Genomic DNA, 25,259 nt, shown 5'->3' with positions numbered 1-25,259 from the left:
CCCATGAGCGAACCCTTTGTCTTTGATCCCCGCTGCGACCTGTGCAAGGAGCCCTTCGGCGCCGTCCCCTGCGGAACGGCGGTCACCTTTCACTGCCGCCCCCTGGCCACGGAGGGCTTTTCCCACTGCGCACTGGTCCTCTCCTGTGAGTTTTCCGGGACGCAGCGGGAGCAGGAACTACCCCTGGAGGGCTTCGCAGGCGAGCGGCTTTGCTTTTCCGGCACACTGACCGCGCCGGAGCTGCCCGATCTTCTCTGGTATCACTTCCGCTTCTGGCGGGAGGACGGCACCGGCTGTCTGCTGGACAAGACCGGCTACCGCAGTGACGGACAGGCCGTGTCCTGGCAGCTGACGGTCTACCAGGAAAGCCGTACGCCCGGCTGGTTTGGGGCAGGTGTGACATACCAAATTTTTCCAGATCGTTTCTGCCGTCTGGTACCCGTGGACCCTGCGGGTCTGGTTGGACGGCGCTGGGTCCACGAGGACTGGGATGACACGCCGGAGTGGCGGCCGGATCCGGATGGGGAGATCCGCAACCGGGACTTCTTTGGTGGCACTCTGGCGGGGATCACGTCGAAACTGGACGATTTGAAGGCCCTTGGTGTCACCACGCTGTACCTCTGCCCCATTTTCGAGTCCGCCTCCAACCACCGTTATAACACAGCGGACTATACCCGCATCGACCCCATGCTGGGCACGGAGGCCGATTTCCGCGCTCTCTGCGCCCAGGCCCGACAGCGGGGGATGCGGGTGATTTTGGACGGCGTGTTCAACCACACCGGATCCCAGAGCATGTACTTCAATGCCGATGGCTATTACCCCACTTTGGGCGCAGCCCAGAGCCAGGATTCTCCCTGGTACAGCTGGTACCGGTTCCACCACTGGCCGGATTCCTACGACTCCTGGTGGGGCATCCGCACTCTGCCAGCGGTGGAGGAGTCCTCTCCCTCTTATGTGGATTTCATCATTGACGCCAAGGACTCCATTATCCGCCGGTGGCTGCGTGCCGGAGCTTCCGGCTGGCGGCTGGATGTGGCGGATGAGCTGCCGGACTGGTTTCTGGAGAAGATCCGCGCCGCCATGGAGGAGACGGCCCCTGACAGCGTCCTGATCGGCGAGGTGTGGGAGGACGGCTCCAATAAGATCGCCTACTCCCAGCGGCGGCGGTATCTGCTGGGCAGTGAGACCCACGGGCTGATGAACTACCCCTTCCGCACGGCGCTGCTGGCCTATCTCTCCGGCGGGGATGCCGATGACTTTCGGGAGGCCATGGAGACCCTGCGGGAGAACTATCCTCCGGCGGCCTTTTACTCCGCCATGAACTTTTTGGGCACCCACGATACCCCCCGCATCCTGACGCTGCTGGGTGCGGACCGAACGCCGGACACCAAGGCGGAGCGGGCCTCCTACCGGCTTTTGCCCCGGGAGCGGGCAGCGGGCATCGCCAAGCTGCGGCTGGCGGCGCTGGTGCTGTTCACCTTCCCCGGCTCTCCCATGATCTATTACGGGGATGAGGCCGGGATGGAGGGCTTTGAGGACCCTCTGAATCGGGGAACCTACCCCTGGGGCCGGGAAGACCGGGACCTGCTGGCGTGGTTCACCCGGCTGGGTGCCCTGCGGAATGCGTATCCAGCCCTGCAGTCCGGCACCATCTCCTGGCTCTACACCGCAGGTCCTTTGTTGATTTTTGCCCGGCAGAACGGTGACCAGCGGCTGACCACAGCCGTCAACGCCTCACCGGACTCCCACACTGTCACACTGCTGTGGGAAGGCGCTGGCCCCACTGATCTCCTCACCGGAGATACTCTCCCCTGTTCCGGCGGTGTTCTGCACTTGCAGCTGCCGCCCTGGGGCTGCCGTCTTTTTCTGTGACCGGCTGCGGATGTTTCACGTGAAACATCCGCGGCTCTTTTTCTGCCGTTTGTTTCACGTGAAACATTTTCTCTTCCTTTTCTCTGCTTTTCCGCTTTTCTCCTTGCAACGGCCGTCCACGCTTGCTATAATAAATGAGCATAAGCATTTCTACCTTATTGGGTATTTTCAGAAAGTAGGTGCCCACGTGGCAAAAACCATTGCGATTGTGAATCAAAAAGGCGGCGTGGGGAAAACAACCACCTGTGTGAATCTCGCCGCGGCCTTGACGGAGGCCGGGCAGCGCATCCTCCTGTGTGATTTTGATCCTCAGGCCAATTCCACTTCTGGAATGGGCGTGGACAAGACGGTCTCCAAGGGAATCTACGATGCCCTGATCGGCGAAGTGCCGGTGGAGGACGCCCTGGTGCACACCAAATACGGCGATGTTCTCCCCTCCAACAAGGCGCTGGCCGGCGCCGGGATCGAACTGATCGGCATGGAGCGCCGGGAATTCCTTCTGCGGGACGCGCTGGACAAGGTAAAAGATCGCTACGACTTCCTGTTCATCGACTGCCCCCCCTCTCTGGAACTACTGACGCTGAACGCCCTCTGCGCCGCGGACGCCATCCTGGTGCCGGTGCAGGGCGAATACTACGCTCTGGAGGGCCTCAGCGATCTGATGAACACGGTGCGGATCGTCCGCAGGTCCCTGAATCCCCGGCTGGAACTGGACGGCGTGCTGCTGACCATGTTTGACGGGCGGACCAATTTGGCCTTGCAGGTGGCGGAGGAAGTGAAGCACTACTTCCCCGGCAAGGTCTATGCCACTGTGATCCCCCGGAACGTGCGCCTCAGCGAGGCGCCCAGCCACGGCAAGCCCATCACCGCCTATGATCGGACCTCCCGGGGCGCGGAGGCCTACACCGCCTTTGCAGCGGAGTTTCTGAAAAAGCAAAGCGCCTGATTCTCTGGAAAGGAGCGTTCCCATGGCATCCAAGAAACCCTCCGGCCTCGGCCGGGGTCTCGGCGCCCTGCTGGGCGACGACGTATTGAAGGCGGAGAGCACCGGCAGCCTGTACCTGCCCATTTCCCAGGTGGAAAGCTGTTCCTCCCAGCCTCGCAAGCACTTTGACGAGGCATCCCTGGCAGAACTGGCCGACTCCATCCGAGAGCACGGTATCATCCAGCCTCTTACCGTCCGGAAGCTGGCCTCCGGCTACTATCAGATCATCGCCGGAGAACGGCGCTGGCGGGCTGCGCGGCTGGCGGGCCTTCAGGAAGTGCCCGTCATTGTCATGGAGGCCGATGACCGCAAGGCCGCCGAGCTGGCCATGATCGAAAACCTCCAGCGGGAGGATCTGAACCCCATAGAGGAAGCCGCTGGCTTCCAGTCCCTGATGGAAACGTATCACATGACCCAGGAGGAGGCCGCGTCCCGAGTGGGCAAATCCCGCAGCGCCGTGGCCAACGCGCTGCGGCTGCTGTCCCTGACGCCGCCGGTGGCCAAGCTGGTGGAAGAGGGAAAGCTCTCCGCCGGTCACGCTCGGGCGCTGCTGCCCCTCTCCCCCGCCCTGCAGGAAAACGCCGCTGGCGCCGTGATCTCCGGCGGCCTCTCTGTCCGCCAGACGGAGGCCCTGGCCAAGCGGCTGAGTCTGGAAAAGCCGGAAAAAGCCCCCGCGCCGAAGGGAATCGACTATGCCGCGGAGGCGCAGAAGGAGTTGAGCTCCAAGCTGGGCCGGGGGGTGCGGATCGTCACCGGCCGCAAAAAGGGCCGGATTGAGCTGGAATACTACGGCATTGACGACCTCAACGACCTGCTGGAGGCCCTGGCGATGCTCCGGGCAAAGCAAACGAAAACCCCCTGATTGGGAAAGGATGATTTGCCATGAAATTTGAAAAACGCAGCGGAGACGAAGCGGAGACACCCTCCTCTGCTCCGGAGGAAACGCCCTCCACCGGGAAAAAGCCCGTTGTCATCTATATCATGATCCTGTTCATCGTGGCCTTTCTGCTGATGGCGCTGTCCTTTCTAATGCACCAGCGGAGCAACTCCGAGGTGCTTGGGGAGCTTCAGGACTCCGTCACTGCCATGCAGGAGGTACAGGCCACGCAGGACGCCCTGCTGGACCTGCAAAACCAGCTGGATGAAGCCCAGACCACCATCGACGCGCTGGAGTCCTCCGCAGAGGAAACTGACGCCGCCTTGGCGGAGGCCCAGCGGGAGAACCAGGCACTGCTGGCTCTGTACACCATTCAGCAGCAGTATTCTGCGGGAGATCTGGCGGGCTGTCAAGCCAGCATCGACGCCTTCGAGGCGTCTGAATACCGGGACGCACTGCCTGAGACTGCTGAGGAGGGTGTCACCCCTCCCTCCCAGCGGTATGCGCAGCTGAAGGAAGCAGCAGAGGCCCGTTGAGCAGTCAACGGCTGGCCATTGTTTCACGTGAAACATGCAACATCAATAAATTGAGGAGAGAATCATCATGCTGGATATCAAATTTATCCGGGAGAATCCGGATGCCGTCCGTGAAAATATCAAAAAGAAGTTTCAGGATGCCAAGCTTCCCCTGGTAGACGAAGTCCTGGACCTGGACTCCAAGCGCCGGGCCGCCATTGCGGAGGCGGATCAGCTCCGCTCCAACCGAAACACACTCAGCAAGCAGATCGGCATGCTGATGGGCCAGGCCAAAAAGGACCCCGCCAAGCTGGCGGAGGCCGAGGCTGTCAAGCAGCAGGTGAAGGAACAGGCGGACCGCTTGGCAGAGCTGGAGAAACAGGAGACGGAGCTGGAGGAAAAGCTCCATCACAATATGCTGCTGATCCCCCAGATGATCGATTCCTCCGTGCCCATCGGCAAGGATGACAGCGAAAATGTAGAGGTCCAGCGGTTCGGAGCATGTGAAGTCCCCGACTTCCCCATTCCCTACCACGTGGATATCATGGAGTCCTTCAACGGCATCGACCTGGATGCCGCCGGGCGGGTCTCCGGCAGCGGCTTTTACTACCTGCTGGGCGACATTGCCCGGCTCCATGAGGCGGTGCTGGCCTACGGCCGGGACTTCATGATCGACAAGGGCTTCACCTACTGCATCCCCCCCTTCATGATCCACGGCAACGTGGTGGAGGGCGTTATGAGCCAGACAGACATGGACGGCATGATGTACAAGATCGAAGGGGAGGACCTGTACCTGATCGGCACCAGCGAGCACTCCATGATCGGCCGGTTCATTGACCAGATCCTGCCGGCTGAGAGCCTGCCCCAGACCCTTACCTCCTACTCCCCCTGTTTCCGCAAGGAGAAAGGTGCCCACGGCATCGAGGAGCGTGGCATCTACCGCATCCACCAGTTTGAAAAGCAGGAGATGATCGTCGTCTGCAAGCCCGAGGAGTCCAAGGACTGGTATGAGAAGCTGTGGCGGATGTCCGTGGAGCTGTTCCGCTCTCTGGATATTCCGGTGCGGCAGCTGGAGTGCTGCTCCGGCGACCTGGCAGATCTAAAGGTCAAGTCCTGCGATATTGAGGCCTGGTCTCCCCGCCAGCAGAAGTTCTTTGAGGTGTGCTCCTGCTCCAATCTGGGGGACGCCCAGGCCCGCCGTCTGCGCATCCGCTATAAGGATGAAAATGGCAAAATGCAGCTGTGCCACACCCTGAATAACACCTGCGTGGCCCCGCCCCGGATGCTGATCGCCTTCCTGGAGAACAACCTCCAGGCCGACGGCACTGTCCGCATCCCCCAGGTCCTGCGGCCCTATATGGGCGGCAAGGAATTGCTGGTCCCCGCGGAAAAATCCAATTTGTAATTTTTTGTTTTATTTATACAAATCGTTGAACCCGTTTCCAGCCGTTGGAGCGGCGCGCAGCCCTGCTCCGGATCATTCGGTGCCCCTCCAGCGGCTCCATTCGGGTCAAATCTCTGAAAGCCTTGGGCTCCAATGGTTACAGCATACGTACACAGGCGCCCATTCATTTCACACAGGAGAGTCCCATGACTGAACTTACCAAAAAGACCACCGGCTTCCTGGCGGAGTTTCGCCAATTCATTGCCAGAGGAAATGTGCTGGATATGGCGGTGGGCGTCATCATCGGCGGCGCCTTCGGCAAAATTTCCACCTCCCTGGTCAACGATATCCTGATGCCCCTGCTCTCCCTGCTCACCGGCGGCGCGGACTTCTCCCAATGGCAATGGGTCCTGCGGGAGGCGGTGTATGACGCCGGCGGCAACGAAGTGCGCGCCGCTGTTGCCATCAATTACGGCTCTTTTCTCTCCACTATTCTGGACTTCCTCATCATCGCCTTTGCGGTCTTCTGCCTCATCAAAGCTATCAACCGCTTCCACCGAAAGAAGGAGGCCGCTCCTCCTCCCCCGCCCCAGCCCTCGCAGGAGGAAGTGCTGCTGGCGGAGATCCGAGACCTGCTGAAGGAGAGGACATGATGGAACAGCGCCTGCAATCGGGTCTTGCCGCCCTGAACCTCCCTGTGGAGGGAATCCCTGCTCTGGTCCGGTATGGGGATCTGCTGATCGAGACCAACAAGGTGATGAACCTCACCGCCATTACGGACCCGGAGGATGTGGCCACTCTCCACTTTTTGGACAGCGCCGCCCTGCTGACCCTGGAGTCCTTTTCCGGAAAGTCCGTGGTGGACGTCGGCACCGGTGCCGGTTTTCCCGGTCTGCCCCTGCGGGTGCTGGAGCCCTCCATCCGCCTGACGCTGCTGGACTCCCTGAACAAGCGCATCCAGTTCCTGGAGACGGTGTGCCGGGAGCTGGACCTCCCCGATGTGGCCTGCGTCCACGCCCGGGCGGAGGAATTTGCCGCGGAGCACCGGGAAACCTTTGATTTAGCGGTCTCCCGGGCAGTGGCGGCCCTGCCGGTGCTGTGTGAGCTGTGCCTGCCGCTGGTAAAGCCCGGCGGGAAGTTCCTGGCCATGAAATCCGTGGAGTCAGACGCGGAGCTGGCCGCCGCACAGCACGCCATTGCGATCCTGGGCGGCGCCGTGGAGGCGGTCCGGGACTATGCCATCCCCGGTACAGATGTGCGCCACCGGCTGATCGTGGTGGAAAAAGTGAAAAAAACTCCGGAAAAATATCCGAGAATGTTTGCAAAAATCAAGAAGAATCCCTTATAATACATTTGTGAGCAGTTGAAAGGAAGTGCCGCCTGATGACGTCTCCAGGACAGTGCATTGCCGTCGCATCCGGAAAGGGCGGCACCGGAAAGACCTCCTTTACGGCGGGTGTAGGCGCGGCTCTCGCCCTATCTGGCCGGCGGGTGCTGTGCCTGGACTGCGACATCGGTCTGCGGAATCTGGATCTGGCCCTGGGCCTGTCGGACCGGACGCTGATGGACTTCTCAGACGTGGCGCAGAACCGCTGTTCCCTGGAACTGGCCGCTGTGGAACACCCCAAGATCCCCGGCCTTTTCCTGCTGACCGCGCCGGCGCGTCCCCATGGTCGCCCGGTGACGGAGATCCAGATGGCAGATCTGCTGCGGGAGGTACGCAGGCGGTTTGACTTCTGTCTGCTGGACGCACCTGCGGGCCTGGGGCGGGGCTTTCAGCTGGCCACCTGCGCCGCGGACCGCTGCGTGGTGGTGACCACTGCGGACGCCTCCTCCCTGCGGGACGCCCAGCACACCGTCATGGAGCTGGATCGCTTCCCATCAGGCGCCCTGCACCTGGTGGTGAATCGGGTGCGCAAAAAGCTGCTGCGCCAGCTCCACGCCACCATTGACGATGCCATCGACAAGGCCGGCCTGCCGCTGCTGGGAGTGGTCCCCGAGGATGACGCCCTGCCGCTGTGTATGAACCGGGGTGTGCCCATCCTGCTGGCGGACGGCCAGAGCGCCGCGACTGCCTACCGCAACATTGCGAAACGCCTCCAGGGGGAACGGGTCCCCCTGCTGCGGATCAGATAGAGAAAGGAGTCTTTCATGAACATCGCCCTCATGTCCCACGACAACAAGAAGGAGCTGATGGTGCAGTTCTGCACCGCCTACGCCGGCATCCTGTCCCACCACAACATTTACGCCACCAACACCACTGGCCACATGGTGGCCGACGCCACGGGCCTGAATGTCCACTGCTTCCTGTCCTACGCCCACGGCGGCAGCCAGCAGATCGGCGCCCGGATCGCATACAACGAATTCGACCTGGTACTCTTCTTCAACGACCCCAACAACGAGGCTATGGTGGGAGATGTTTCCTATATCTCCCGGCTGTGCGACCAGAACAACATCCCCTTTGCCAGCAATCTGGCCACGGCGGAGGCGCTGGTACTGGGTCTGGCCCGGGGCGATTTGGACTGGCGCTGCATCGTCAATCCCTCCAACCGTCCCATCGCTTGACATTTTTCCCCAAAGCGCATACAATCACCCTGTTGATTCATTTGCACCGCGCGGATGCCGCAGCAGTACTCCAATCGCCGGCCCCACAGAGAGGGGCGCACCGCTGAGAGCGGCCCGGCCGGCCTGGACGAAGGACAGCGGCGGAGCGGGGGCGGAGACGCCCACGGCACCCTCCCCGTAGCACAGGAGGCAAAAAGGAGGCTCTATAGGCCTTGAATTTGGGTGGCACCACGAAGCGGAATCGCTCTCGTCCCAAAGCCGCGGGACGGGAGCGTTTTATCATTTTGCGCCCGCGGTGCATCCCGGGCAGCGACCCGCATCCCACGAAAAAGGAGTTTTGACGATGGCTAAAATGACCCCACGGACACTGTCCGGCTTTATGGAACTGCTGCCCGGACCACAGCAGCAGATGGAGCGGATCATGGAGATCCTCCGCCGTACCTATTCCCTCTATGGCTTTACCCCCCTGGACACCCCGGTGATCGAGTCCAGCGAGGTACTGCTGGCCAAGGGCGGCGGCGAGACGGAGAAGCAGATCTACCGCTTCCAGAAGGGCGACGCGGATCTGGCACTCCGGTTCGACCTGACGGTCCCCCTGGCAAAGTATGTGGCCCTCCACTACAACGACCTGACCTTCCCTTTCCGCCGGTATCAGATCGGCAAGGTGTACCGGGGTGAGCGGGCCCAACGGGGCCGCTTCCGGGAGTTCTATCAGGCGGACATCGACATCATCGGAGATGGCAGGCTCTCCATCATCAATGAGGCGGAGATCCCCGCCATCATCTACAAGACCTTCTCCACCCTGGGACTGAAGCGGTTCCAGATCCGGGTGAACAACCGGAAGATCCTCAACGGCTTCTACGCCATGCTGGGTCTGACGGAGAAGTCCGGTGACATCATGCGCACCGTAGACAAGCTGGACAAGATCGGGCCGGAGAAGGTGAAGGCCATCCTCACCGGCGACCTCGCCGTGACTCCGTCCGACGCCGACGAGATCCTGAAGTTTATCGCCATCTCCGGCGGAAACGACGCCGTTCTCTCCGCTTTGGAGGGCTACCGGGGCCGGAACGAAATCTTCGACCAGGGTCTTGAGGAACTGAACACGGTGGTCCGGTATCTGGCGGACTTCGGCGTCCCGGCGGAGAATTTCGCCGTGGACCTGACCATCGCCCGGGGCCTGGACTACTACACCGGCACCGTCTACGAGACCACCTTGCTGGATCACCCCGAGATCGGCTCCGTCTGTTCCGGCGGCCGGTACGACAATCTGGCGGAGTATTACACGGACCGCCAGCTTCCCGGCGCGGGCATCTCCATCGGCCTGACCCGGCTGTTCTATGTGCTGGGAGAACAGGGTATGCTGAATCCGGACCTGCCCACCGCTCCGGCGGATGTGCTGATCCTGCCCATGACGGAGGACCTGTCCGCTGCCATCTCCCTGGCCACCCTGCTGCGGGAAAACGGCATCCGCGCCCAGCTCCACTGCGAGGAAAAGAAATTCAAGCAGAAAATCGCCTATGCCGACAAGCTGGGCATCCCCTATGTGATCTTTCTGGGGGAGGACGAGATCAGCTCCGGCGTGGTGGCCTGCAAGGACATGGCCACCGGCGAGCAGACAAAGCTGGAACCCGCCGCCACCGTCTACCGCATTAAGGCGGGTCTCGCGGAACGGGAAAAGGGCACCGTCATCCAGGAGTAATTCCCTGCCCCACAGAGATACTTTAACGCCGAATTTCACCTGCGGAGACAACCAAATCGCATCTCAAGCAGTCCAAGCAGAAATATTTTCTATAAAAAATACAAGCAGTATTTACTAGAGGTGTTTCTATGAAGAACCGGAAGCGTGTCTGGGTGCCTTTGTTGGTCCTGCTGCTGGTCGCCGCGATCTGGTACAGCCGTCCGGTAACATTGCCGGACCTGATGAAGGGCCAGGAACTCCAAGAGATCAACGTCCTGATCCGCTCCCTGGGGGACTGGGCCCAGGAGCCAGAGACCGCCACGGTGTCGGTACCCCTCACTTCCCCAGAGGGGGCGGCCCTGCTGAAACAGCTCCAAGACCTCTCCTTCTGCCGTTCTCTGACAGACCCGCTAATCAAGCCCCTTGCTCAGGCGGTGAATGCCAGCCATGGGTCCGTCTTCTATGAGGCGGGAGACTGGATGTTCTCCCTCTCCCTCGCCGGTACAGATGGCGATTTTGCTGTGCTGAACTTTACCGTCCGGGAGTGGTCCTATGCTGCTCCGGGACAGGCGGACTTCTACGGCTGCACCGTCCCGGACGGAGAGGCCGTTGGCAGGGGCCTTGGGGAACAGCTCTGGGCTCTGGCAGCGAAATATGATCTCAATTCGTAATATTTTTTATATAAATTTCTATTTGTAATCACATTTCCACACAGAAAGGAATCCACAATCATGACACAGAATCGCACCCATACCTGCGGAGAGCTGCGGCTCTCCGACGCCGGCAAGGCCATAAAGATCTGCGGCTGGCTGGAAAACCTCCGGGAGGTAGGCAGTGAGCTGGCCTTCGCCGTGGTCCGGGACTTCTACGGCACCACTCAGGTGGTGGCGGAGACCGCCGACATGGTGGCCCTGCTGAAGTCCATCAACAAGGAGTCCACCATCTCCGTGGAGGGCACCGTCCGGGAGCGGGACAGCAAGAACGACAAGATGGCCACCGGCGAGATCGAGGTGGTGCCCGGCAAAATTGAGGTGCTGGGCCGCTGCCAGCACAACGAGCTGCCTTTCCCCATCAACCGCAGCCGGGAGGCCGACGAGGCCACCCGCCTGAAGTACCGCTATCTGGACCTGCGGAACCCGGCGGTGAAGAACAACATCATCCTCCGGTGCCAGGTAGTGGCCGCCCTGCGGCAGGCCATGACAGAGCATGGCTTCCTGGAGATCACCACCCCCATCCTGACCGCCTCCTCCCCGGAGGGTGCCCGGGACTATCTGGTGCCCGCCCGGAACCACCCCGGAAAGTTCTATGCCCTGCCTCAGGCACCCCAGCAGTTCAAGCAGCTGCTGATGACCTCCGGCTTTGACCGGTACTTCCAGATCGCCCCCTGCTTCCGGGACGAGGACGCCCGGGCGGACCGCTCCCCCGGTGAGTTTTACCAGCTGGACATGGAGATGGCTTTTGCCTCTCAGGATGACGTATTTGCCGTACTGGAGGACGTGCTGCCCCCCATCTTTGCCAAGTACGGCAAATACGACCGGGCCAGCTCCGCGCCCTTCATGCGTATCCCTTACACCGAGGCCATGGAGAAGTATGGCTCCGACAAGCCGGACCTGCGCATCGACCTGACGGTGCAGGACGTCACCGGCCTGCTGGGCGCCTGCGGCTTCGGCCCCTTCGAGGGCAACGTGGTGAAGGCCGTGGTGGTCAGCGATTTCCACGAGACCCGGAAGTTCATCGACAAGACCCTGGCGGATGTGGAGGTGGTCTCCGGCGGCAAGCCCTACTGGTTCCGCCTGGACGAGAACGGTGAGATTGTGGGCGGCATCGCCAAGTTTGTCCAGCCCATCAAGGAGTCTGTGGTCTCTGCCCTGGGTCTGAAGCCCAACGACTTCGTGGCCCTGTCCGCCGGCAAGCTGGGCGCTGCCCAAAAGACCGCCGGCACGCTGGTAAAGACTCTGGGCGCCGCCGTCCCCGGTCACATGGACAAGGAGCAGTACGCCTTCTGCTGGATTGTGGACTTCCCCATGTACGAGATCGGCGAGGAATCCGGCGAGCTGGAGTTCTGCCACAACCCCTTCTCCATGCCCTCCGGCGGGCTGGAGGTCCTGCTGAAGGCGGAGCGGGGCGAGATCGATCCCCTCAGCATCACCGCCGACCAGTATGACCTGGTGTGCAACGGCGTGGAGCTCAGCTCCGGCGCGGTCCGGAATCATGACCCGGAGATCATGATTAAGGCCTTTGAGATGGTCCGGCTGGGCGAGGAGGACGTAAAGGCCAAGTTCCCCGCCATGTACAACGCCTTCACCTACGGCGCGCCGCCCCATGCGGGCATTGCCCCCGGCGTGGATCGCATGGTGATGCTGCTGGCCGGGGAGGACTCCATTCGGGAGATCATCCCCTTCCCCATGAACAAAAACGCCCAGGACGTGATGATGAGCGCCCCCAGCGAGGTCACGCAGAAACAATTGGACGAGCTGCACATCGCCATCGTCAAGCCCCAGGACTGACCTGTAAATCCGGAATAAAAAAGAGACGGACCGCATTTCTGCGTTCCGCCTCTTTTTTTCCACTTTCCGGCATCATCCCACGCATACCACCTTCATGACTCCGGAGGTCAAAGCCTGTCAAACCGCTGGCCCTGGGTATTGCACCAGAAATGGTCCTCCGCCAGACCGGAGACGTAATAGGTCAGCGGCCCGGAGAAATCGCCGGATTCGTGGATATCTATCTCCAACGACGGACACCAGCCCATGCCGCCGCGGTCCCGCAGCCGGGCAGAAAAGGCCGTTTCCCCATAGTAGTCCAGGTAGGGGATTACCACCCGACAGGTGCCGCTCTGGAAGATCAGCAGCTCCTGCAAGGTGCTGTCACACCAGATGCCGTCAAACGCAGCCAAATCCGCAGGCCAGGCAGAGGGCTCCTCCTGCCAGAGCGTGGTCTCCGTCCCCAGAAGCCTGGTGAAAAAGGGGGACAGGGACCGGACCGCCGCCCGGTAGGTCTCTTCTCCCAGCTCCGGCGCCTCACCTGCTTTCCGCAGGCTGTCCGCCCTGTCCAGAACCGCTGCAAATGCCACTGCGGAGGCTGCCGGTTCCGCCTCCATCTCCTCCAAAAGGGCCAGGACCACGTCCTCCTCCGGGATCGTCTGTCCAGAGCCCGCCCAGTCCAGCAGGGTCCGTGCCGCCGTCTCCGGTGTCTCCTCCAGCACTTGTACAGCCACCGTCTCCCAGGTGGTCTCCGAGACCGTCCCCTCCCCCTGGGGACTCCCCAGCAGAGCGATCATTGCCATCAGTAGAGCCGCCATCCGCATGTTGTCACACGCTCCCTTCTATTTTTGCCAGCATACCACGGGGTCCGTTTGGATTCCACCACAAATCAGTAACAATCTTTTCTTTCGGGCCCGGATGTGATACACTTCATATCATCACTCCACAGCAGAAAGGAGCTCTTATGAAACGACTTTTTACAATTCTGCTGGCTGTCCTCTCCCTGTTGAGCCTGACTGCCTGCGGCGGCTCCCCCACAGAGGAGACTTCCCAGGAACCCTTAGTGGACATTCAGCCCCAGGAGCCGGAGGCGCCCCCGGAACCCACACCGGAGGAACTGGCCGCCCAGGAGGTGGAGGACCTGCTTGCCTCCCTGACCCTGGAGGAAAAGGTCGGCCAGCTGTTCTTTGTCCGGGTACCCGACACAGACGCGGTCTCCGACGTGAGCACCTATCATCTGGGCGGCTACATCCTCTTCGGCCGGGATACGGCGGACAAGACTGCCGATGCTTTGATCCAGACCATTCAGAGCTATCAGGACGCCGCGGCTGTGGACACCGGAATCCCGCTGCTGATCGGCGTGGACGAAGAGGGCGGCACGGTGGTGCGGGTCAGCTCCAATCCCCATCTGCGGGCCTCCAAGTTTCCCTCTCCTCAGAAAGCTTATGCCTCCGGCGGCATGGAGGCCGTGCTGGCAGATACCCGAGAGAAGGACTTCCTTCTCTCCGCCCTGGGCTTCAACGTGAACCTGTCCCCGGTGGCAGATGTGTCCACCAACCCCGCCGACTTTATGTATGACCGCACCTTCGGCCAGGATGCGGCCGCCACAGCGGACTATGTGGCCCAGGTGGTCTCGCAGATGGCGGAGGACGGTATGGGCAGCGTCCTCAAGCACTTCCCCGGCTATGGGAACAATGTGGATACCCACACCGGTATCGCCGTGGACCAGCGGCCGCTGGAGTCCTTCACGTCCTCCGACTTCCTCCCCTTCCAGGCGGGTATGGAGAGCGGCGGCGGAAAGACCGCTGTGCTGGTCTCCCACAATATCATGACTGCTGTGGATGGAGATCTCCCCGCCTCCCTGTCCCCGAAGGTCCACGGCCTGCTGCGGACGGACCTGGGCTTTGACGGCGTGGTGATGACCGATGATCTGGCCATGGAGGCAGTTGCAGCGTACAGCGCCGACGGGGCCGTGGCGGTGATGGCCCTGGAGGCGGGAAACGATCTCGTCATCACCACCGACTACCGCACCCAGATCCCCAAGGTCCTGGAGGCGCTGGAAAGCGGCGCCCTGTCCGAGGAGACCATCGACACCGCCTGCCGCCGGGTGCTGACCTGGAAGCAGAATCTGGGGCTGCTGTAACATACCTCCCGGTCCCATCCCCTGACGAAAGGAAGTTTTCCACATGGAAACGGAAAAACTCTATTACCAAGATCCCTACCTCACCGCCTTCACCGCCCGGGTGCTCTCCTGTGAAAAATCCAAATCTGGCTGGGCCGTAGTGCTGGACCGCACCGCCTTCTACCCGGAGGGGGGCGGACAGCCGGCGGACCACGGCACTCTGGGCGCAGTCCAGGTCACGGATGTCCATGAAACAAAGGGCGTGATTTTCCACACCTGTGACGGCCCTGTGGAGATCGGCACCCAAGTGGCGGGGGCCGTTGACTGGCCCCGCCGGTTCGACCACATGCAGCAGCACTCCGGGGAGCACATTCTCTCCGGCCTGCTGTGCTCGCTGTACCACTGTGACAACGTGGGTTTCCACCTGGGGGCCGACACGGTGACCATCGACTACAATGCCGAGCTGACCTGGGAACAGGTCATGGCCGCGGAAAAGGCCGCCAATGAGGTGATCTGGCAGGACACTCCGGTGGACATCACCTTCCCCGCGCCGGATGCGCTGGCCCGTCTGAACTACCGCAGCAAGAAAGCGCTTACCGGCCAGGTGCGGATCGTGGCCTTCCCCGGGGCGGACTGCTGCGCCTGCTGCGGCACCCACGTGCGCCGGGCCGGTGAGGTGGGGATTATCAAGGTCCTCTCCTGCCAAAAGTTTCGGGAGGGGGTGCGGCTGGAGATTCTCTGCGGATCGCGGGCCTACCGGTATCTCTCCCAGGTATACGACCAGGACCGCGCCGTGGCCCAGCTGCTGTCTGTAAAACCCCAGGACACCCTGGCCGCCGCAGAACGGCAGGCGGAGGAGCTGGCCGCCGCCAAGCAGCGGATGACGGAGCTGGAGGATCAGCTCTTCTCCCTCCGGGCCCAGGCCCTGACAGACCGGGGAGATCTGCTGCTTTTGGAGCCCCCCACGCGGCCGGACGGAGCCAGAAAGCTGGCAGACGCAGCCGCAAAGGCCTCCGGCGGTCTGGCGGCGGTGTTCGCGGGAGCGGAGTCCTCCTACGTCTATGCCCTTGTCCAGGCCGATGGGGCGGACATCTCTCCCCTGGTGAAGCGGCTGAACGCCGCTCTTTCCGGCCGGGGTGGCGGGCGGAACGGCTTTGCCCAGGGCAGCGTGCAGGCGGACCGGACCGCCATCTGTGACTTTTTCCGCAAGGAGGGGATTGAATGTCCTACGTGCTGATCGAACAGAATCTTGAGGAAGAGGACGAGCCCCGGTTCATCTACGCGGAACTGGACAGCGGGCGCCGGGAGGTCCGGCGGGTGGAATTCTACCCCAATGGCCTCTGCTTTGCCTACGGCGGCGACTACGGCCGGGAGGAGGCTCTCTCTCCTGCCCCCTACCCGGAGGACCTGCGGACGCTGAACCGCCCCGGGGAGGTCACCGCCCGCGCCATCACTCCGGCCGCGTTTCGGGAGATCTGGGGACAGGCCCAGGAGCGGCCGGACGGCTTTATGGGAATGTTTGCCTGATGAGAAGAAGCATTTGTTTTGCCGGGGGCTGCTTCTGGGGCATGGAGGCCCTGTATCGCCGCCTGCCCGGCGTACTGGATGTCACCGCCGGCTATGCCAACGGAGACACGGCAGATCACGCCAACTATGACGATGTCTGCACCGGCCGCACCGGCTTCCGGGAGGCGGTGCAAGTGGCGTATGAAGACGGGACTGTCTCCCTGCCCCACCTGCTCTTTGTCTTTTTTGCCGCCATCGACCCGGAGACTCCCAACCGTCAGGGACCGGACGTGGGCAGCCAGTACCAGACCGGCGTATACTGGATGGACCCGGCGGACGAGGGCATCATCCGCTCCATCGCTGCCCTGGAGGCCGCGGCCGTTCCCTTCTTCGCCGTGGAGCTGAAGGCCCTGGCATGTTTCTATCCAGCGGAAGAATTCCATCAGCGGTATCTGGAAAAGCACCCACGGGGCTACTGCCACGTGGCCCCCTGGAAACTGGCCGCCCTGCCGGACTTCCCCTTTTCCACAAAGACCTATACCCGTCCCGCAAAAGAGCTGCTGCAGACCTGGAAAGAAGCCGGAGAAGTGTCTTTCTGACGGGCGGGGGAAACTCTGTTTTCCACAGGCTGACCATATTTGTGTAAATAAAAGCGCCGCAGGCGGATGCCTGCGGCGCTCTCTTTGATTCAGCTTCCGTCACTGGACGGGCTCGTTCATCTCTGCAGTGATATACTGTTGGCCGTACATGGCGTCGTACAGCACATCCTCCCGCAGCTGCAGCAGCTCCCGGGCCTCGTCGGAGAGAGCCGCCTCCTCCACGCCGGCGCTGGGCGTCCCCGTGCCATCCACAAAGTACAGCTCCGTGTTGGTGAGACACACCTGGCTCACCTTCTCCAGCAGCGCCCAGTACCGGGTGACCGGCTGACCGGTCAGCTCCAGCAGCTGGGGGCCGATGGCGGTGATGCTGCTGTCCCGCCGGGTGCCTGCCTGCCCCTGGAGCAAGGCCGCATCATTGGCCCAGATCAGATAGTCCGTGGAATACAGGTCGCTGATCTCCTCCGGGGTCCAGCCCACCGTGTCGTTATCCGGGCAGAGGCCCAACTTTGTGTACACTGTGTCCCCGTCCGTCATGAACAGATTGGGCCTGTGATCCCCGAAGAACACCACGATGGTAGGCTCCTCGCTCTCCCGCAGGGCGTCTGTCAGATCTCCCAGGGCCTGATCCGCCCGGGTGATGCCCTCCAGCATGACCCGGACGATGGCCATATCCTCCTCGCCGAGACTTTCGCTGGTGACGCCGATCTGACACTCATAGTTGAATTTCTCCGGGTCAAAGGGCTGGTGGTTCTCCATGGTGATGCCGTAGAGAAACGCCCGCTCCCCGCTGCTGTTGATGTCCTCCATCCGGTCCAGCATGGCCTGGAAGAAGTAACTGTCCCGCATGTAATACCCGCCGTAGATGCCCCCCTCCCAGGGAAAGTCCAGAGCCTGGATATCTGCGGAGAACAGAAGGTCGGAAAAGCCCAGCCTGGGATAGGTCACCGTTCGATTATACAGGCTGTCGTTATACCCATGGAGCATCTCCGCCCGGTAGCCGCTCTTGGTATACTGCTCCGGCAGGGCGTCGAATTTCTCATAGGCGTCATCCTCCAGGAAGCAGATGTTCGTCCCAGCACCGAAGTCCAGCTCCGTAATGCCATACAGCATGGACATCTCCAGATAGCCGGTGCCGTAGCCCAGATAGTGGCTGTGGAATGTGCCGCTGATGCCCTCGCTCTCCAGGGCATGGAAATTCTCCAGGGGATCCCGTTCATACTGAAGGCCCGGCAGCCGGGTCAGATCGTAGAAGGACTCCGACTGGGCCACGATGATGTTGGGCTGCACCGCCGCTGCGGGGGCGTCGGCGCTGTCCTCTGTCAGGATCTCGTCGATCCGGGCCAGGACCTGCTCCATGTAGGCTTCGCTGTATCCCTCCGGGCTCTTCTTGGCCTGAAGAAAGCAGTCCCGCCAGAGACTCAGCGTCAAACCGTAGGTGTCGTGGCTGTTGGCCGCAGCCAGGCGGGTGTTCACATCCACCTGAAAAACCGCCCCCGCCGCCTGGGCTCCCTGTGTGGAAAACAGCCCAATGGTCAGGGCCAGGGCAACGGAAAAAGTGACAAAGCGGCACCGCCCGGTGAGCAGCGTCAGCCGCCGCACCAGAATCAGAATCCCCACACACATCCCCAGGGCGATCATCGCCATCCAGAAATCCACCGGCGGGCGCAGCTCTCCCGCCACACCGGCCACCTCTCCTACCTGTGCCGCCAGGCCGAAGTCCGCCAGCACCAGTGGCGTGCCGTTGATAGCTGTCTTGAAATAGTCCACCAGGGACAGCACCAGTCCGGCAACCCCCACCAGTATAGCGGAAAGCCACAATCTACCCAGCAGCGCCCCCAGGGTGAACACCACAGCGCCGTAAAGGACGCCGGTCAGCAGCAGATAGGTGGGCCATTTCACGAACCACTCCCACACGATGGAGAGGGAACCGGTAACCACCCACTGGACGGCCACCGCCACAGCCAGCCCCATGCAAAGGCTGCCGCCCAGAAACATGACCCAGCGCAGCCACACCGGCCCCAACGCCCGGGGCCGCTTCTGTCTCTTCAACACTTCTACCTCATTTCCCAGGTTATAAAAAGGGCCGCGGGGATTTCCCGCGGCCCCGATAATCTCCGATCAGTATGCCAGTTTCTCCGCCAGATAGCTCTTCAGCTGGTCGATAGGCAGCCGCACCTGCTCCATGGTGTCCCGGTCCCGGACGGTGACGCAGTTGTCACCAGCCTTATCCGCATCGCCCACGGTGTCGAAGTCCACCGTGATGCAGTAGGGCGTGCCGATCTCATCCTCCCGGCGGTACCGCTTGCCGATGGAGCCGGTGTCGTCAAAGTCCACCATCCAGTCCTTGCTGAGCTCCGCCTGGATCTCCCGGGCCTTGTCGGAGAGCTTCTTAGAAAGGGGCAGCACCGCGCACTTGAAAGGCGCGATGGCCGGATGGAACCGCATGACGGTGCGGACGTCGTTCTTTTCTGCATCCACCACCTCTTCATCGTAGGCTTCCACCAGCAGGGCCAGGGTCATCCGGTCCGCGCCCAGGGAGGGCTCCACCACATAGGGGATATAGTGCTCGTTCTTCTCCTGATCGAAATAGGTCAGATCCTGGCCGGAGTGCTCCTGATGCTGGGTCAGGTCGTAGTTGGTCCGGTCCGCCACACCCCACAGCTCGCCCCAGCCGAAGGGGAACAGATACTCAAAGTCCGTAGTGGCCTTGGAGTAGAAACTCAGCTCCTCGGGCTCGTGATCCCGCAGCCGCAGATTCTCCTCCTTGATGTTCAGGCCCTTCAGCCAGTCGTGGCAGTACGTCCGCCAATACTGGAACCACTCCAGATCCGTGTCCGGCTTGCAGAAGAACTCCAGCTCCATCTGCTCGAACTCCCGGATACGGAAAATGAAATTGCCCGGGGTGATCTCGTTGCGGAAGGACTTGCCGATCTGGCACACGCCGAAGGGCAGCTTCCGGCGGGTGGTCCGCTGGATGGCGGGGAAGTTGACAAAAATGCCCTGGGCGGTCTCCGGCCGCAGGTACACCTCGTTGGCGGTGTCCTCCGTGACGCCCTGGTGGGTCTTGAACATCAGGTTGAACTTGCGGATGTCGGTGAAGTCGCTCTTGCCGCAGCCAGGGCAGGGCACCTGGTTGTCCCGGATGAATGCCACCAGCTCCTCCTGGGTCATGGCCTCCACGTTCACGTCCATGCCGTGCTCCTGCACATAGCTCTCCACCAGCTTGTCCGCCCGGTGGCGCATCTTGCAGGCCTTGCAGTCAATCAGAGGATCGTTGAAGGTGGATACGTGGCCGCTGGCCACCCACACCTGGGGATTCATCAAAATGGCGGAGTCCAGTCCCACGTTGTAGGGATTCTCCTGGACGAATTTCTTCCACCAGGCCCGCTTGACATTGTTCTTCATCTCCACGCCCAGGGGACCGTAGTCCCAGCTGTTGGCAAGGCCGCCATAGATCTCACTGCCGGGGAATACGAATCCCCGGTTCTTACACAGGGCCACGATCTTCTCCATGGTCTTCTCGGTGTTTTTCATGTTCCATTCTCCTTTACGGCGGCCCGGACAGAAAAAACGCCCCGAGCCGGTTTTCGGCTCAGGGCGAACAATCAGTCCGTGGTTCCACCTGAATTCGCGCCTGGCTGACGCGCACTCTTCACCCGGTAACGGCGGGGACCGGCAGGGCATTTCCGCCCCGCGGCTCCAGGGTGCCTGTTCTTCCGCCTCCCCGCAAGGGCTCACACCAGCCGCCCTCTCTCTTTGCCGGGGTATGGGGGATACTTCTCCCTGTCACTGCCTTTTGGATATCGTGAGAACTGTATCACGTTTTCATCAGAATGTCAAGGCCGAGTCCCACAGAAGCCGCACCAGGCAGGGCACTCTCTCACCCGGACCCTGGTCTGATCCCTTATCCGAAGCGCAGAAAAAGGCCACCCTATAGGGCGGCCTTTCCCAATTTACTTTTTCTCCCGATCGTAGGCCACGATCACCCGGCGGTTGGGCTCCGTTCCGGTGGAGTAGGTCGTCACATTGGGCACATCCTGCAGCGCCGTATGGATCACATGCCGCTCATAGGCATTCATAGGTTCCAGTGTCACGCTGCGGCGGTACTTGGTGACCTTGGCGGCCACCTTCCGGGCCAGATGCTGAAGACTCTGCTCCCGCTTTTCCCGGTAATTCTCCGCGTCCAGCTGCACCCGCACCCGGCCGCTGCCGCTGCGGTTCACCGCATAGCTGGTCAGCTGCTGGATGGCGTCCAGAGTCTCGCCCCGGCGGCCAATCAGTGCGCCCAGATTCTTGCCCTCCAGGATCACCTTGTAGCGGCCCTTCTCCAGCAGATAGATGTGGATCTCCGCAGCACTCTCCATCTGCTCCAGCAGGCCGGAGAGGAACTTACGGATGGCCTGGGCCTTCTCGTCATCCACTTCTTCGCCCAGTGTCTGCACGGGAGCGGACTGCCGGGTCTTCTCCTCCGGGGCGGGCGCCGGCGCCTCCGCCGGCTTGCGCTCCTGTCTGGGCGGCTTTTCCGCTTTGGGGGGCTTAGGCCGCTCTTCCTGCGGCTTCTCCTTGGGGGCAGGCGCGGGGGCGAGAACCTCCTCTTCCTCCTCCGGGCCGTAGCTCACCCGGACCTTGGCCGGGCAGCTGCCCAGACCCAGGAAACCGGACTTTGCTCGCTCCAAAATCTCAACGGACACATCGTCCCGGTCCAGGCCAAGCTGCCGCAGGGCATTCTGGATGGCCTCATCCTCGGTCTTGCCCGTTACATCAATAAACTGTCTCATGGCGTAACAAGCTCCTTACTGATCATCATAGCGGTCCTCCTTGTAGGACCGGCCGCGGGCATAGGGCCGGTCTCCCACACGGCCCGCTTCCGTGGTGCTGGTGGCCGCCTTTTTGGCCTTCAGGGCCTTGGCCTCCTGCGCCGCCTGCCGCTTTTCCTTCAGGCTCTTCTTCTGTGCGGCCTGCTGACGCTGCTGCTCCTGAAGCAGCTTGGCCTCCTCCATCCGCTTCTGGCGGTCCGCCTGGATCATCTCCTGCCGGGCGTCCTCCTCTTCCTGCAGCTTCTTGGTGTAGAACTTGCCCAGGACCATCTCCTGGATAATGGAGAACGCGCTCTGGGCAGCCCAATACACGCCCAGGGCGGCGGGCACGATGAAGGCGATGTAGATAGACATCAGAGGCATCATCCACATCATCATCTTGGTGGAGCCGTTGGCAGCCGCAGTCTGGGCGGACTGGCTCATGCTGACCTTGCTCAGCAGGAAGCTGAACACACCGGAAATGATGGGAATCAGAATCAGTCCCACCGCGGCCAGCGTGATGCCCGTGGAGAGGCTGCTGACAGCGCTCCAGGGCGTCTGGATCAGGTCAATCCCCAGGAAGTGGTAGTCGATGTTCACCCAGCCGGGATGCTCTGCAATGAAGTCGGGGAACTGGCTGTTAATGATGTTGGAAATGGCGATCTGCTCATAGCCGGGGCTGGCCACGATCTCAATACCGGCGCCTTCAATCAGACTTCTGGCCGCATTCACTACCGCCAGACCGGCGTCCTTGCCGCCGAAGTTCATGAAGTAGACAATGGGCTCCCGGATGATATAGTACAGGGCCATCAGAATGGGCAGGGGCAGAAAGCTCCACAGGCAGCCGCTCATGGGATTGAAGCCCTCTTCCTGGTAGAACTTCTGCATCTCCTCCTGCATCTTCAGCTGGTTGTTGGCGTATTTCTTCTGGATCTCCTGCATCTTGCCGGACATGCGGCTCATCCGCACCATGCTCTTCTTGGACTTCATCTGAAAGGGCAGCAGGATCAGCTTGATGACCAGCGTGAACAGGATCAGGGACACGCCGTAGGACCCTGTCAGGTTGTAAAACAGCCGCAGCAGGGCCGCAAACGGGATACAAATTGCGTATCCGATGGTTGAAAACATAGATGCTTCCTCCAAATTGTAATGGGACCCGGGCTTTCAGCGCCCGCAGAGCGGAGCATTTCCGCTTTCGGCCTGTCCGCATTCCGCAGTGCCGGCTGACAGACGGCCGGACAGCAGCACAGGGTCCGGCAGAGGGGCTTGTCCCCTCCTCTCATGGGACCGGATCATATCCTCCCTTGTGAAACGGATTGCAGCGCAGGATACGCCGGAACGCCAGCCAGCCGCCCTTGAGGGCGCCGTACTTCTCAATCGCCTCCAGCGCATATTGGGAACAGGTGGGAATATACCGGCAGCAAGGCGGCCGGTACGGGGAGATGGCCACCCGGTAAAATTTCACCAGGGCCAGCAGGACCTTTTTCATCATGACCGGTCCTCCAGCAGCTCCAGCTTCCTGCAAAGACGCAGGAAGGTATCGTTCAGCTCCTTCCAGGAGGCAGTCAGGGTCCGTCCCCTGGCTACCAGAATCATGTCGTACCCCTGGCGGAGCCGTCCGGAATTGAGCCGGTAGACCTCCCGCAGGCGGCGGCGGGCCCGGTTGCGGACCACCGCATGACCCAGCTTGACGGATACCGTCACGCCCAGGCGGTTGTGCCCCAGCCGGTTTTTCCGGCAGTAAAGCACCATCCCTCCGCCCACGGCGGAGGCGCCCTTCTGGTACAGCCGGCGGAACTCATAATTCTCTTTCAGGGTCACTGCCCGCTTCATGCTGCCACCTGCCTTCTCCCATTTGACACATCTGACACAAACTCAACGAGGGACGGAGGAATCACAGAATTCCCGCCGTCCCTGAAGACGTTGTTCAAGTGTCTCCCGCACGGTCCGTTTCTCAGTAGGACAGACGGGCGCGGCCCTTGGCGCGGCGACGGGCCAGGACCTTGCGGCCGTTGGCGGTTGCCATTCTCTTGCGGAAACCGTGGACCTTCTGGCCGTGCAGCTTCTTGGGCTGATAGGTACGTTTCGTTGCCATGTTGAGACACCTCCTGTCAGAATTGCGGCCCTTTTGAGGGCGGCACTTACTCGACACCGCCTAAAGGGCGGCGCAGTAAACAGATCAAGACCGCATGATCGCGGCGCAACCGATATTATACAGACTGTTTGAAAATATGTCAACTAAAACTTAAAAGTTTTGCGAAATTTCCGTATTTTTTTCTTTTTTCAGTTGCGATTCTCGAAAATTTCAAAATCTGGTGTCCCATGCTGTCCAAAGCCGCTATATCTTGTTGCCTGTGCAGGCGGATCTCCTTGGTTCTTATTATTAGAATAAGTGTTGTAATTTCCGGCTGTCTTTGGTATAATAAAGCGTACTGCCATGTCTATTTTTTACTAGAGAGAGGTGTTTCCTTTTGAATTCCGTCGCCGACGTGTGGGACAATGTACTATCCCAGCTGAAGGGCGAGCTCTCGGAGACCACCATCGCCACCTGGTTCGACGAATTGGAGGCTGTGGACATCCAGGGCAATACGTTTATCCTCCACTGTTCCAACGACTTTAAAAAAGGCTATATCGAGTCCCTGTTCATGAAAAACATCAAGGCCTCCCTTCACGACATTTTCTCCACGGATTTTGAAGTGAAGATTCTGGACGACCTGGATTACGCAGAGCTCAAGGATAACCGCCCGCACCGCCAGAGTGAGCGGTTCACTTCCGCGGAGTTCACATTCGAGACCTTCGTGGTGGGCCCTTCCAACAAGCTGGCTTATGCCGCCTCCGTCTCCGTGGCGGAGCATCCTGCTCAGAACTACAACCCCCTGCTGATCTACGGGGACTCCGGCCTGGGCAAGACCCATCTGATCTATGCCATCGCCAACGTCATCCGCCGGAACGATCCCCGGTCCAAGATCGCTTACGTGAAGGGCGACGACCTGACCAACGAGCTGGTGGATGCTATCCGGGAGGGTAAGACTGCGGAGATGCGGGAGAAGTACCGTCAGGCGGACCTGCTGCTGGTGGACGACGTGCAGTTCATCGCCGGCAAAAAGCAGACGCAGGAGGAGTTCTTCCATACCTTCAACACCCTGTACGAGTCCGGCCGGCAGATCGTCCTGACCTCTGACCGTCCACCCTCTGAGATGACCCAGCTGGAGGACCGCCTCCGCACCCGATTTGAGTGGGGACTGCTGGTGGACGTAGCGCCGCCGGATTTTGAGACGCGTCTTGCCATCGTGAAAAACAAGGCCGCCCTGCTGGGCATGGAGCTGCCGGACAAAATCTCCGCCTACATCGCCGAAAACGTCACCGCCAACGTCCGCCAGCTGGAGGGCACCATCAACAAGATCCTGGCCTACAAGGATCTGCTGGGCAACGACACCGACGAAGAAACCGTCACCCGGGCCATCCAGGACATGCTGCGCCGCAGCAACGAGTATGTCCCCACGCCGGAGGCCATCCTTGAGTATATCTCCAAATATTACAGTCTGGACGAGTCCGTGATCCGGGGCCAGCAGCGGGTGCGGGACGCGGTCTCCGCCCGGCAGATTGCCATGTACCTGATCCGCTCCATGACCAACTCCTCCGTGGTGGAGATCGGCAAGGTCTTTGACAACCGGGACCACTCCACCGTCCTCTACTCCATCCAGCAAATCGAAAAGAAGATGAAGAAGGACGCTGCGTTTGCCGAAATGGTGAAGGAGATCAAGACGAATATCAACTCCAAGCGGTGACCAGATTTCTCCACATCTTCCGTGGAAAAGAAAAACTTCCCTGTGGAAAATGGTCTTTCAAAAAAGTCCGTGGAAAAATCCCCGGATCC

At 61.1% G+C, this 25,259-nt stretch carries 25 protein-coding genes and 1 other annotated feature; of the genes, 17 read left to right on the top strand and 8 right to left on the bottom strand.

Going from position 1 to position 25,259, the window contains the following annotated elements; genetic code table 11:
* Positions 1-3 precede the first annotated feature (3 nt).
* The 12 genes from QVE23_RS01855 (at position 4) to aspS (ending at position 12,383) form a co-directional block, all read left to right on the top strand.
* Positions 4-1,872 carry a glycoside hydrolase family 13 protein gene (locus tag QVE23_RS01855; protein WP_287967489.1) on the top strand — a complete coding sequence of 623 codons (1,869 nt, stop codon included), beginning with the start codon at positions 4-6 and terminating at the stop codon, positions 1,870-1,872.
* 187 nt (positions 1,873-2,059) lie between these two features.
* Positions 2,060-2,818 carry a ParA family protein gene (locus tag QVE23_RS01850; protein WP_136891312.1) on the top strand — a complete coding sequence of 253 codons (759 nt, stop codon included), beginning with the start codon at positions 2,060-2,062 and terminating at the stop codon, positions 2,816-2,818.
* Positions 2,819-2,840: 22 nt separating this feature from the next.
* The gene (locus tag QVE23_RS01845; RefSeq protein ID WP_021751175.1) at positions 2,841-3,719 is read left to right on the top strand and encodes a ParB/RepB/Spo0J family partition protein; all 879 of its coding nucleotides are present in this window, start codon (positions 2,841-2,843) and stop codon (positions 3,717-3,719) included.
* 20 nt (positions 3,720-3,739) lie between these two features.
* Positions 3,740-4,270 (top strand): hypothetical protein, encoded by a 531-nt coding sequence (locus QVE23_RS01840; protein ID WP_021751174.1) that lies wholly within the window; start codon positions 3,740-3,742, stop codon positions 4,268-4,270.
* A gap of 67 nt (positions 4,271-4,337) precedes the next feature.
* A complete protein-coding gene (gene serS / locus QVE23_RS01835) occupies positions 4,338-5,654 on the top strand; it encodes a serine--tRNA ligase (RefSeq protein ID WP_136891314.1) in 1,317 nt (438 codons plus the stop codon).
* Positions 5,655-5,839: 185 nt separating this feature from the next.
* Positions 5,840-6,286, top strand: coding sequence for a large-conductance mechanosensitive channel protein MscL (gene mscL / locus QVE23_RS01830; protein WP_021751171.1), 447 nt, complete (start codon positions 5,840-5,842; stop codon positions 6,284-6,286).
* Positions 6,283-6,981: a 16S rRNA (guanine(527)-N(7))-methyltransferase RsmG gene (gene rsmG / locus QVE23_RS01825; RefSeq protein WP_287553507.1), complete on the top strand. Its 699-nt coding sequence runs from the start codon at positions 6,283-6,285 to the stop codon at positions 6,979-6,981. The genes mscL and rsmG overlap by 4 nt, the downstream gene beginning before the upstream one ends.
* Before the next feature lie 35 nt (positions 6,982-7,016).
* Positions 7,017-7,769, top strand: a complete 753-nt coding sequence (gene minD, locus QVE23_RS01820) for a septum site-determining protein MinD (RefSeq protein ID WP_021751169.1) — start codon at positions 7,017-7,019, stop codon at positions 7,767-7,769.
* Positions 7,770-7,784: 15 nt separating this feature from the next.
* Positions 7,785-8,198, top strand: a complete 414-nt coding sequence (locus tag QVE23_RS01815; protein WP_021751168.1) for a methylglyoxal synthase — start codon at positions 7,785-7,787, stop codon at positions 8,196-8,198.
* Between the two features lie 343 nt (positions 8,199-8,541).
* The gene (gene hisS / locus QVE23_RS01810) at positions 8,542-9,897 is read left to right on the top strand and encodes a histidine--tRNA ligase (protein ID WP_025543898.1); all 1,356 of its coding nucleotides are present in this window, start codon (positions 8,542-8,544) and stop codon (positions 9,895-9,897) included.
* 128 nt (positions 9,898-10,025) lie between these two features.
* Positions 10,026-10,547 (top strand): hypothetical protein, encoded by a 522-nt coding sequence (locus tag QVE23_RS01805; protein ID WP_136891317.1) that lies wholly within the window; start codon positions 10,026-10,028, stop codon positions 10,545-10,547.
* A gap of 60 nt (positions 10,548-10,607) precedes the next feature.
* On the top strand, positions 10,608-12,383 hold the full coding sequence (aspS, locus tag QVE23_RS01800) for an aspartate--tRNA ligase (protein WP_287967488.1): 1,776 nt from the start codon (positions 10,608-10,610) through the stop codon (positions 12,381-12,383).
* Between the two features lie 107 nt (positions 12,384-12,490).
* Here the strand turns inward: aspS and QVE23_RS01795 are convergent, their stop codons facing one another.
* Positions 12,491-13,162, bottom strand: a complete 672-nt coding sequence (locus QVE23_RS01795; RefSeq protein WP_273482416.1) for a hypothetical protein — start codon at positions 13,160-13,162, stop codon at positions 12,491-12,493.
* A gap of 161 nt (positions 13,163-13,323) precedes the next feature.
* Here QVE23_RS01795 and QVE23_RS01790 point away from each other — a divergent pair, with 161 nt between their 5' ends.
* The 4 genes from QVE23_RS01790 to msrA are packed head-to-tail and all read left to right on the top strand — an operon-like array spanning position 13,324 to position 16,586.
* Positions 13,324-14,502 (top strand): glycoside hydrolase family 3 N-terminal domain-containing protein, encoded by a 1,179-nt coding sequence (locus QVE23_RS01790; RefSeq protein ID WP_276896491.1) that lies wholly within the window; start codon positions 13,324-13,326, stop codon positions 14,500-14,502.
* A gap of 43 nt (positions 14,503-14,545) precedes the next feature.
* Positions 14,546-15,718 (top strand): alanyl-tRNA editing protein, encoded by a 1,173-nt coding sequence (locus tag QVE23_RS01785; protein ID WP_287967487.1) that lies wholly within the window; start codon positions 14,546-14,548, stop codon positions 15,716-15,718.
* Positions 15,703-16,008 carry a DUF6881 domain-containing protein gene (locus QVE23_RS01780; RefSeq protein ID WP_273482414.1) on the top strand — a complete coding sequence of 102 codons (306 nt, stop codon included), beginning with the start codon at positions 15,703-15,705 and terminating at the stop codon, positions 16,006-16,008. The genes QVE23_RS01785 and QVE23_RS01780 overlap by 16 nt, the downstream gene beginning before the upstream one ends.
* Positions 16,008-16,586, top strand: coding sequence for a peptide-methionine (S)-S-oxide reductase MsrA (gene msrA, locus QVE23_RS01775; protein WP_021751157.1), 579 nt, complete (start codon positions 16,008-16,010; stop codon positions 16,584-16,586). The genes QVE23_RS01780 and msrA overlap by 1 nt, the downstream gene beginning before the upstream one ends.
* 99 nt (positions 16,587-16,685) lie before the next feature.
* Here the strand turns inward: msrA and QVE23_RS01770 are convergent, their stop codons facing one another.
* The 7 genes from QVE23_RS01770 to rpmH form a co-directional block, all read right to left on the bottom strand.
* Positions 16,686-18,635, bottom strand: coding sequence for an LTA synthase family protein (locus QVE23_RS01770; RefSeq protein ID WP_267288464.1), 1,950 nt, complete (start codon positions 18,633-18,635; stop codon positions 16,686-16,688).
* 69 nt (positions 18,636-18,704) lie between these two features.
* Positions 18,705-20,120: a glycine--tRNA ligase gene (locus QVE23_RS01765; RefSeq protein ID WP_287553563.1), complete on the bottom strand. Its 1,416-nt coding sequence runs from the start codon at positions 20,118-20,120 to the stop codon at positions 18,705-18,707.
* 56 nt (positions 20,121-20,176) lie between these two features.
* Positions 20,177-20,385, bottom strand: a binding site (T-box leader).
* A gap of 154 nt (positions 20,386-20,539) precedes the next feature.
* Positions 20,540-21,364 (bottom strand): RNA-binding cell elongation regulator Jag/EloR, encoded by an 825-nt coding sequence (gene jag, locus QVE23_RS01760; RefSeq protein ID WP_273482413.1) that lies wholly within the window; start codon positions 21,362-21,364, stop codon positions 20,540-20,542.
* A 15-nt stretch (positions 21,365-21,379) separates the two neighbouring features.
* A complete protein-coding gene (locus QVE23_RS01755) occupies positions 21,380-22,510 on the bottom strand; it encodes a YidC/Oxa1 family membrane protein insertase (RefSeq protein WP_021751150.1) in 1,131 nt (376 codons plus the stop codon).
* 151 nt (positions 22,511-22,661) lie between these two features.
* Complete coding sequence (gene yidD, locus QVE23_RS01750) at positions 22,662-22,871, bottom strand: membrane protein insertion efficiency factor YidD (protein ID WP_025543888.1); 210 nt, start codon at positions 22,869-22,871, stop codon at positions 22,662-22,664.
* The gene (rnpA, locus tag QVE23_RS01745; RefSeq protein WP_021751148.1) at positions 22,871-23,215 is read right to left on the bottom strand and encodes a ribonuclease P protein component; all 345 of its coding nucleotides are present in this window, start codon (positions 23,213-23,215) and stop codon (positions 22,871-22,873) included. Before rnpA ends, yidD begins: the two co-directional genes overlap by 1 nt.
* 121 nt (positions 23,216-23,336) lie before the next feature.
* Positions 23,337-23,477: a 50S ribosomal protein L34 gene (rpmH, locus tag QVE23_RS01740; protein WP_021751147.1), complete on the bottom strand. Its 141-nt coding sequence runs from the start codon at positions 23,475-23,477 to the stop codon at positions 23,337-23,339.
* A gap of 376 nt (positions 23,478-23,853) precedes the next feature.
* Here rpmH and dnaA point away from each other — a divergent pair, with 376 nt between their 5' ends.
* Positions 23,854-25,170, top strand: a complete 1,317-nt coding sequence (gene dnaA / locus QVE23_RS01735; protein ID WP_287967485.1) for a chromosomal replication initiator protein DnaA — start codon at positions 23,854-23,856, stop codon at positions 25,168-25,170.
* Positions 25,171-25,259: the final 89 nt, after the last annotated feature.

Source organism: Oscillibacter sp. KLE 1728 (assembly GCF_934833455.1).
Taxonomy (GTDB): Bacteria; Bacillota; Clostridia; order Oscillospirales; family Oscillospiraceae; genus Oscillibacter; species Oscillibacter welbionis.
Note: the sequence above shows the minus strand (reverse complement) of the source record. Positions and strands in the feature narration are given on the sequence as shown.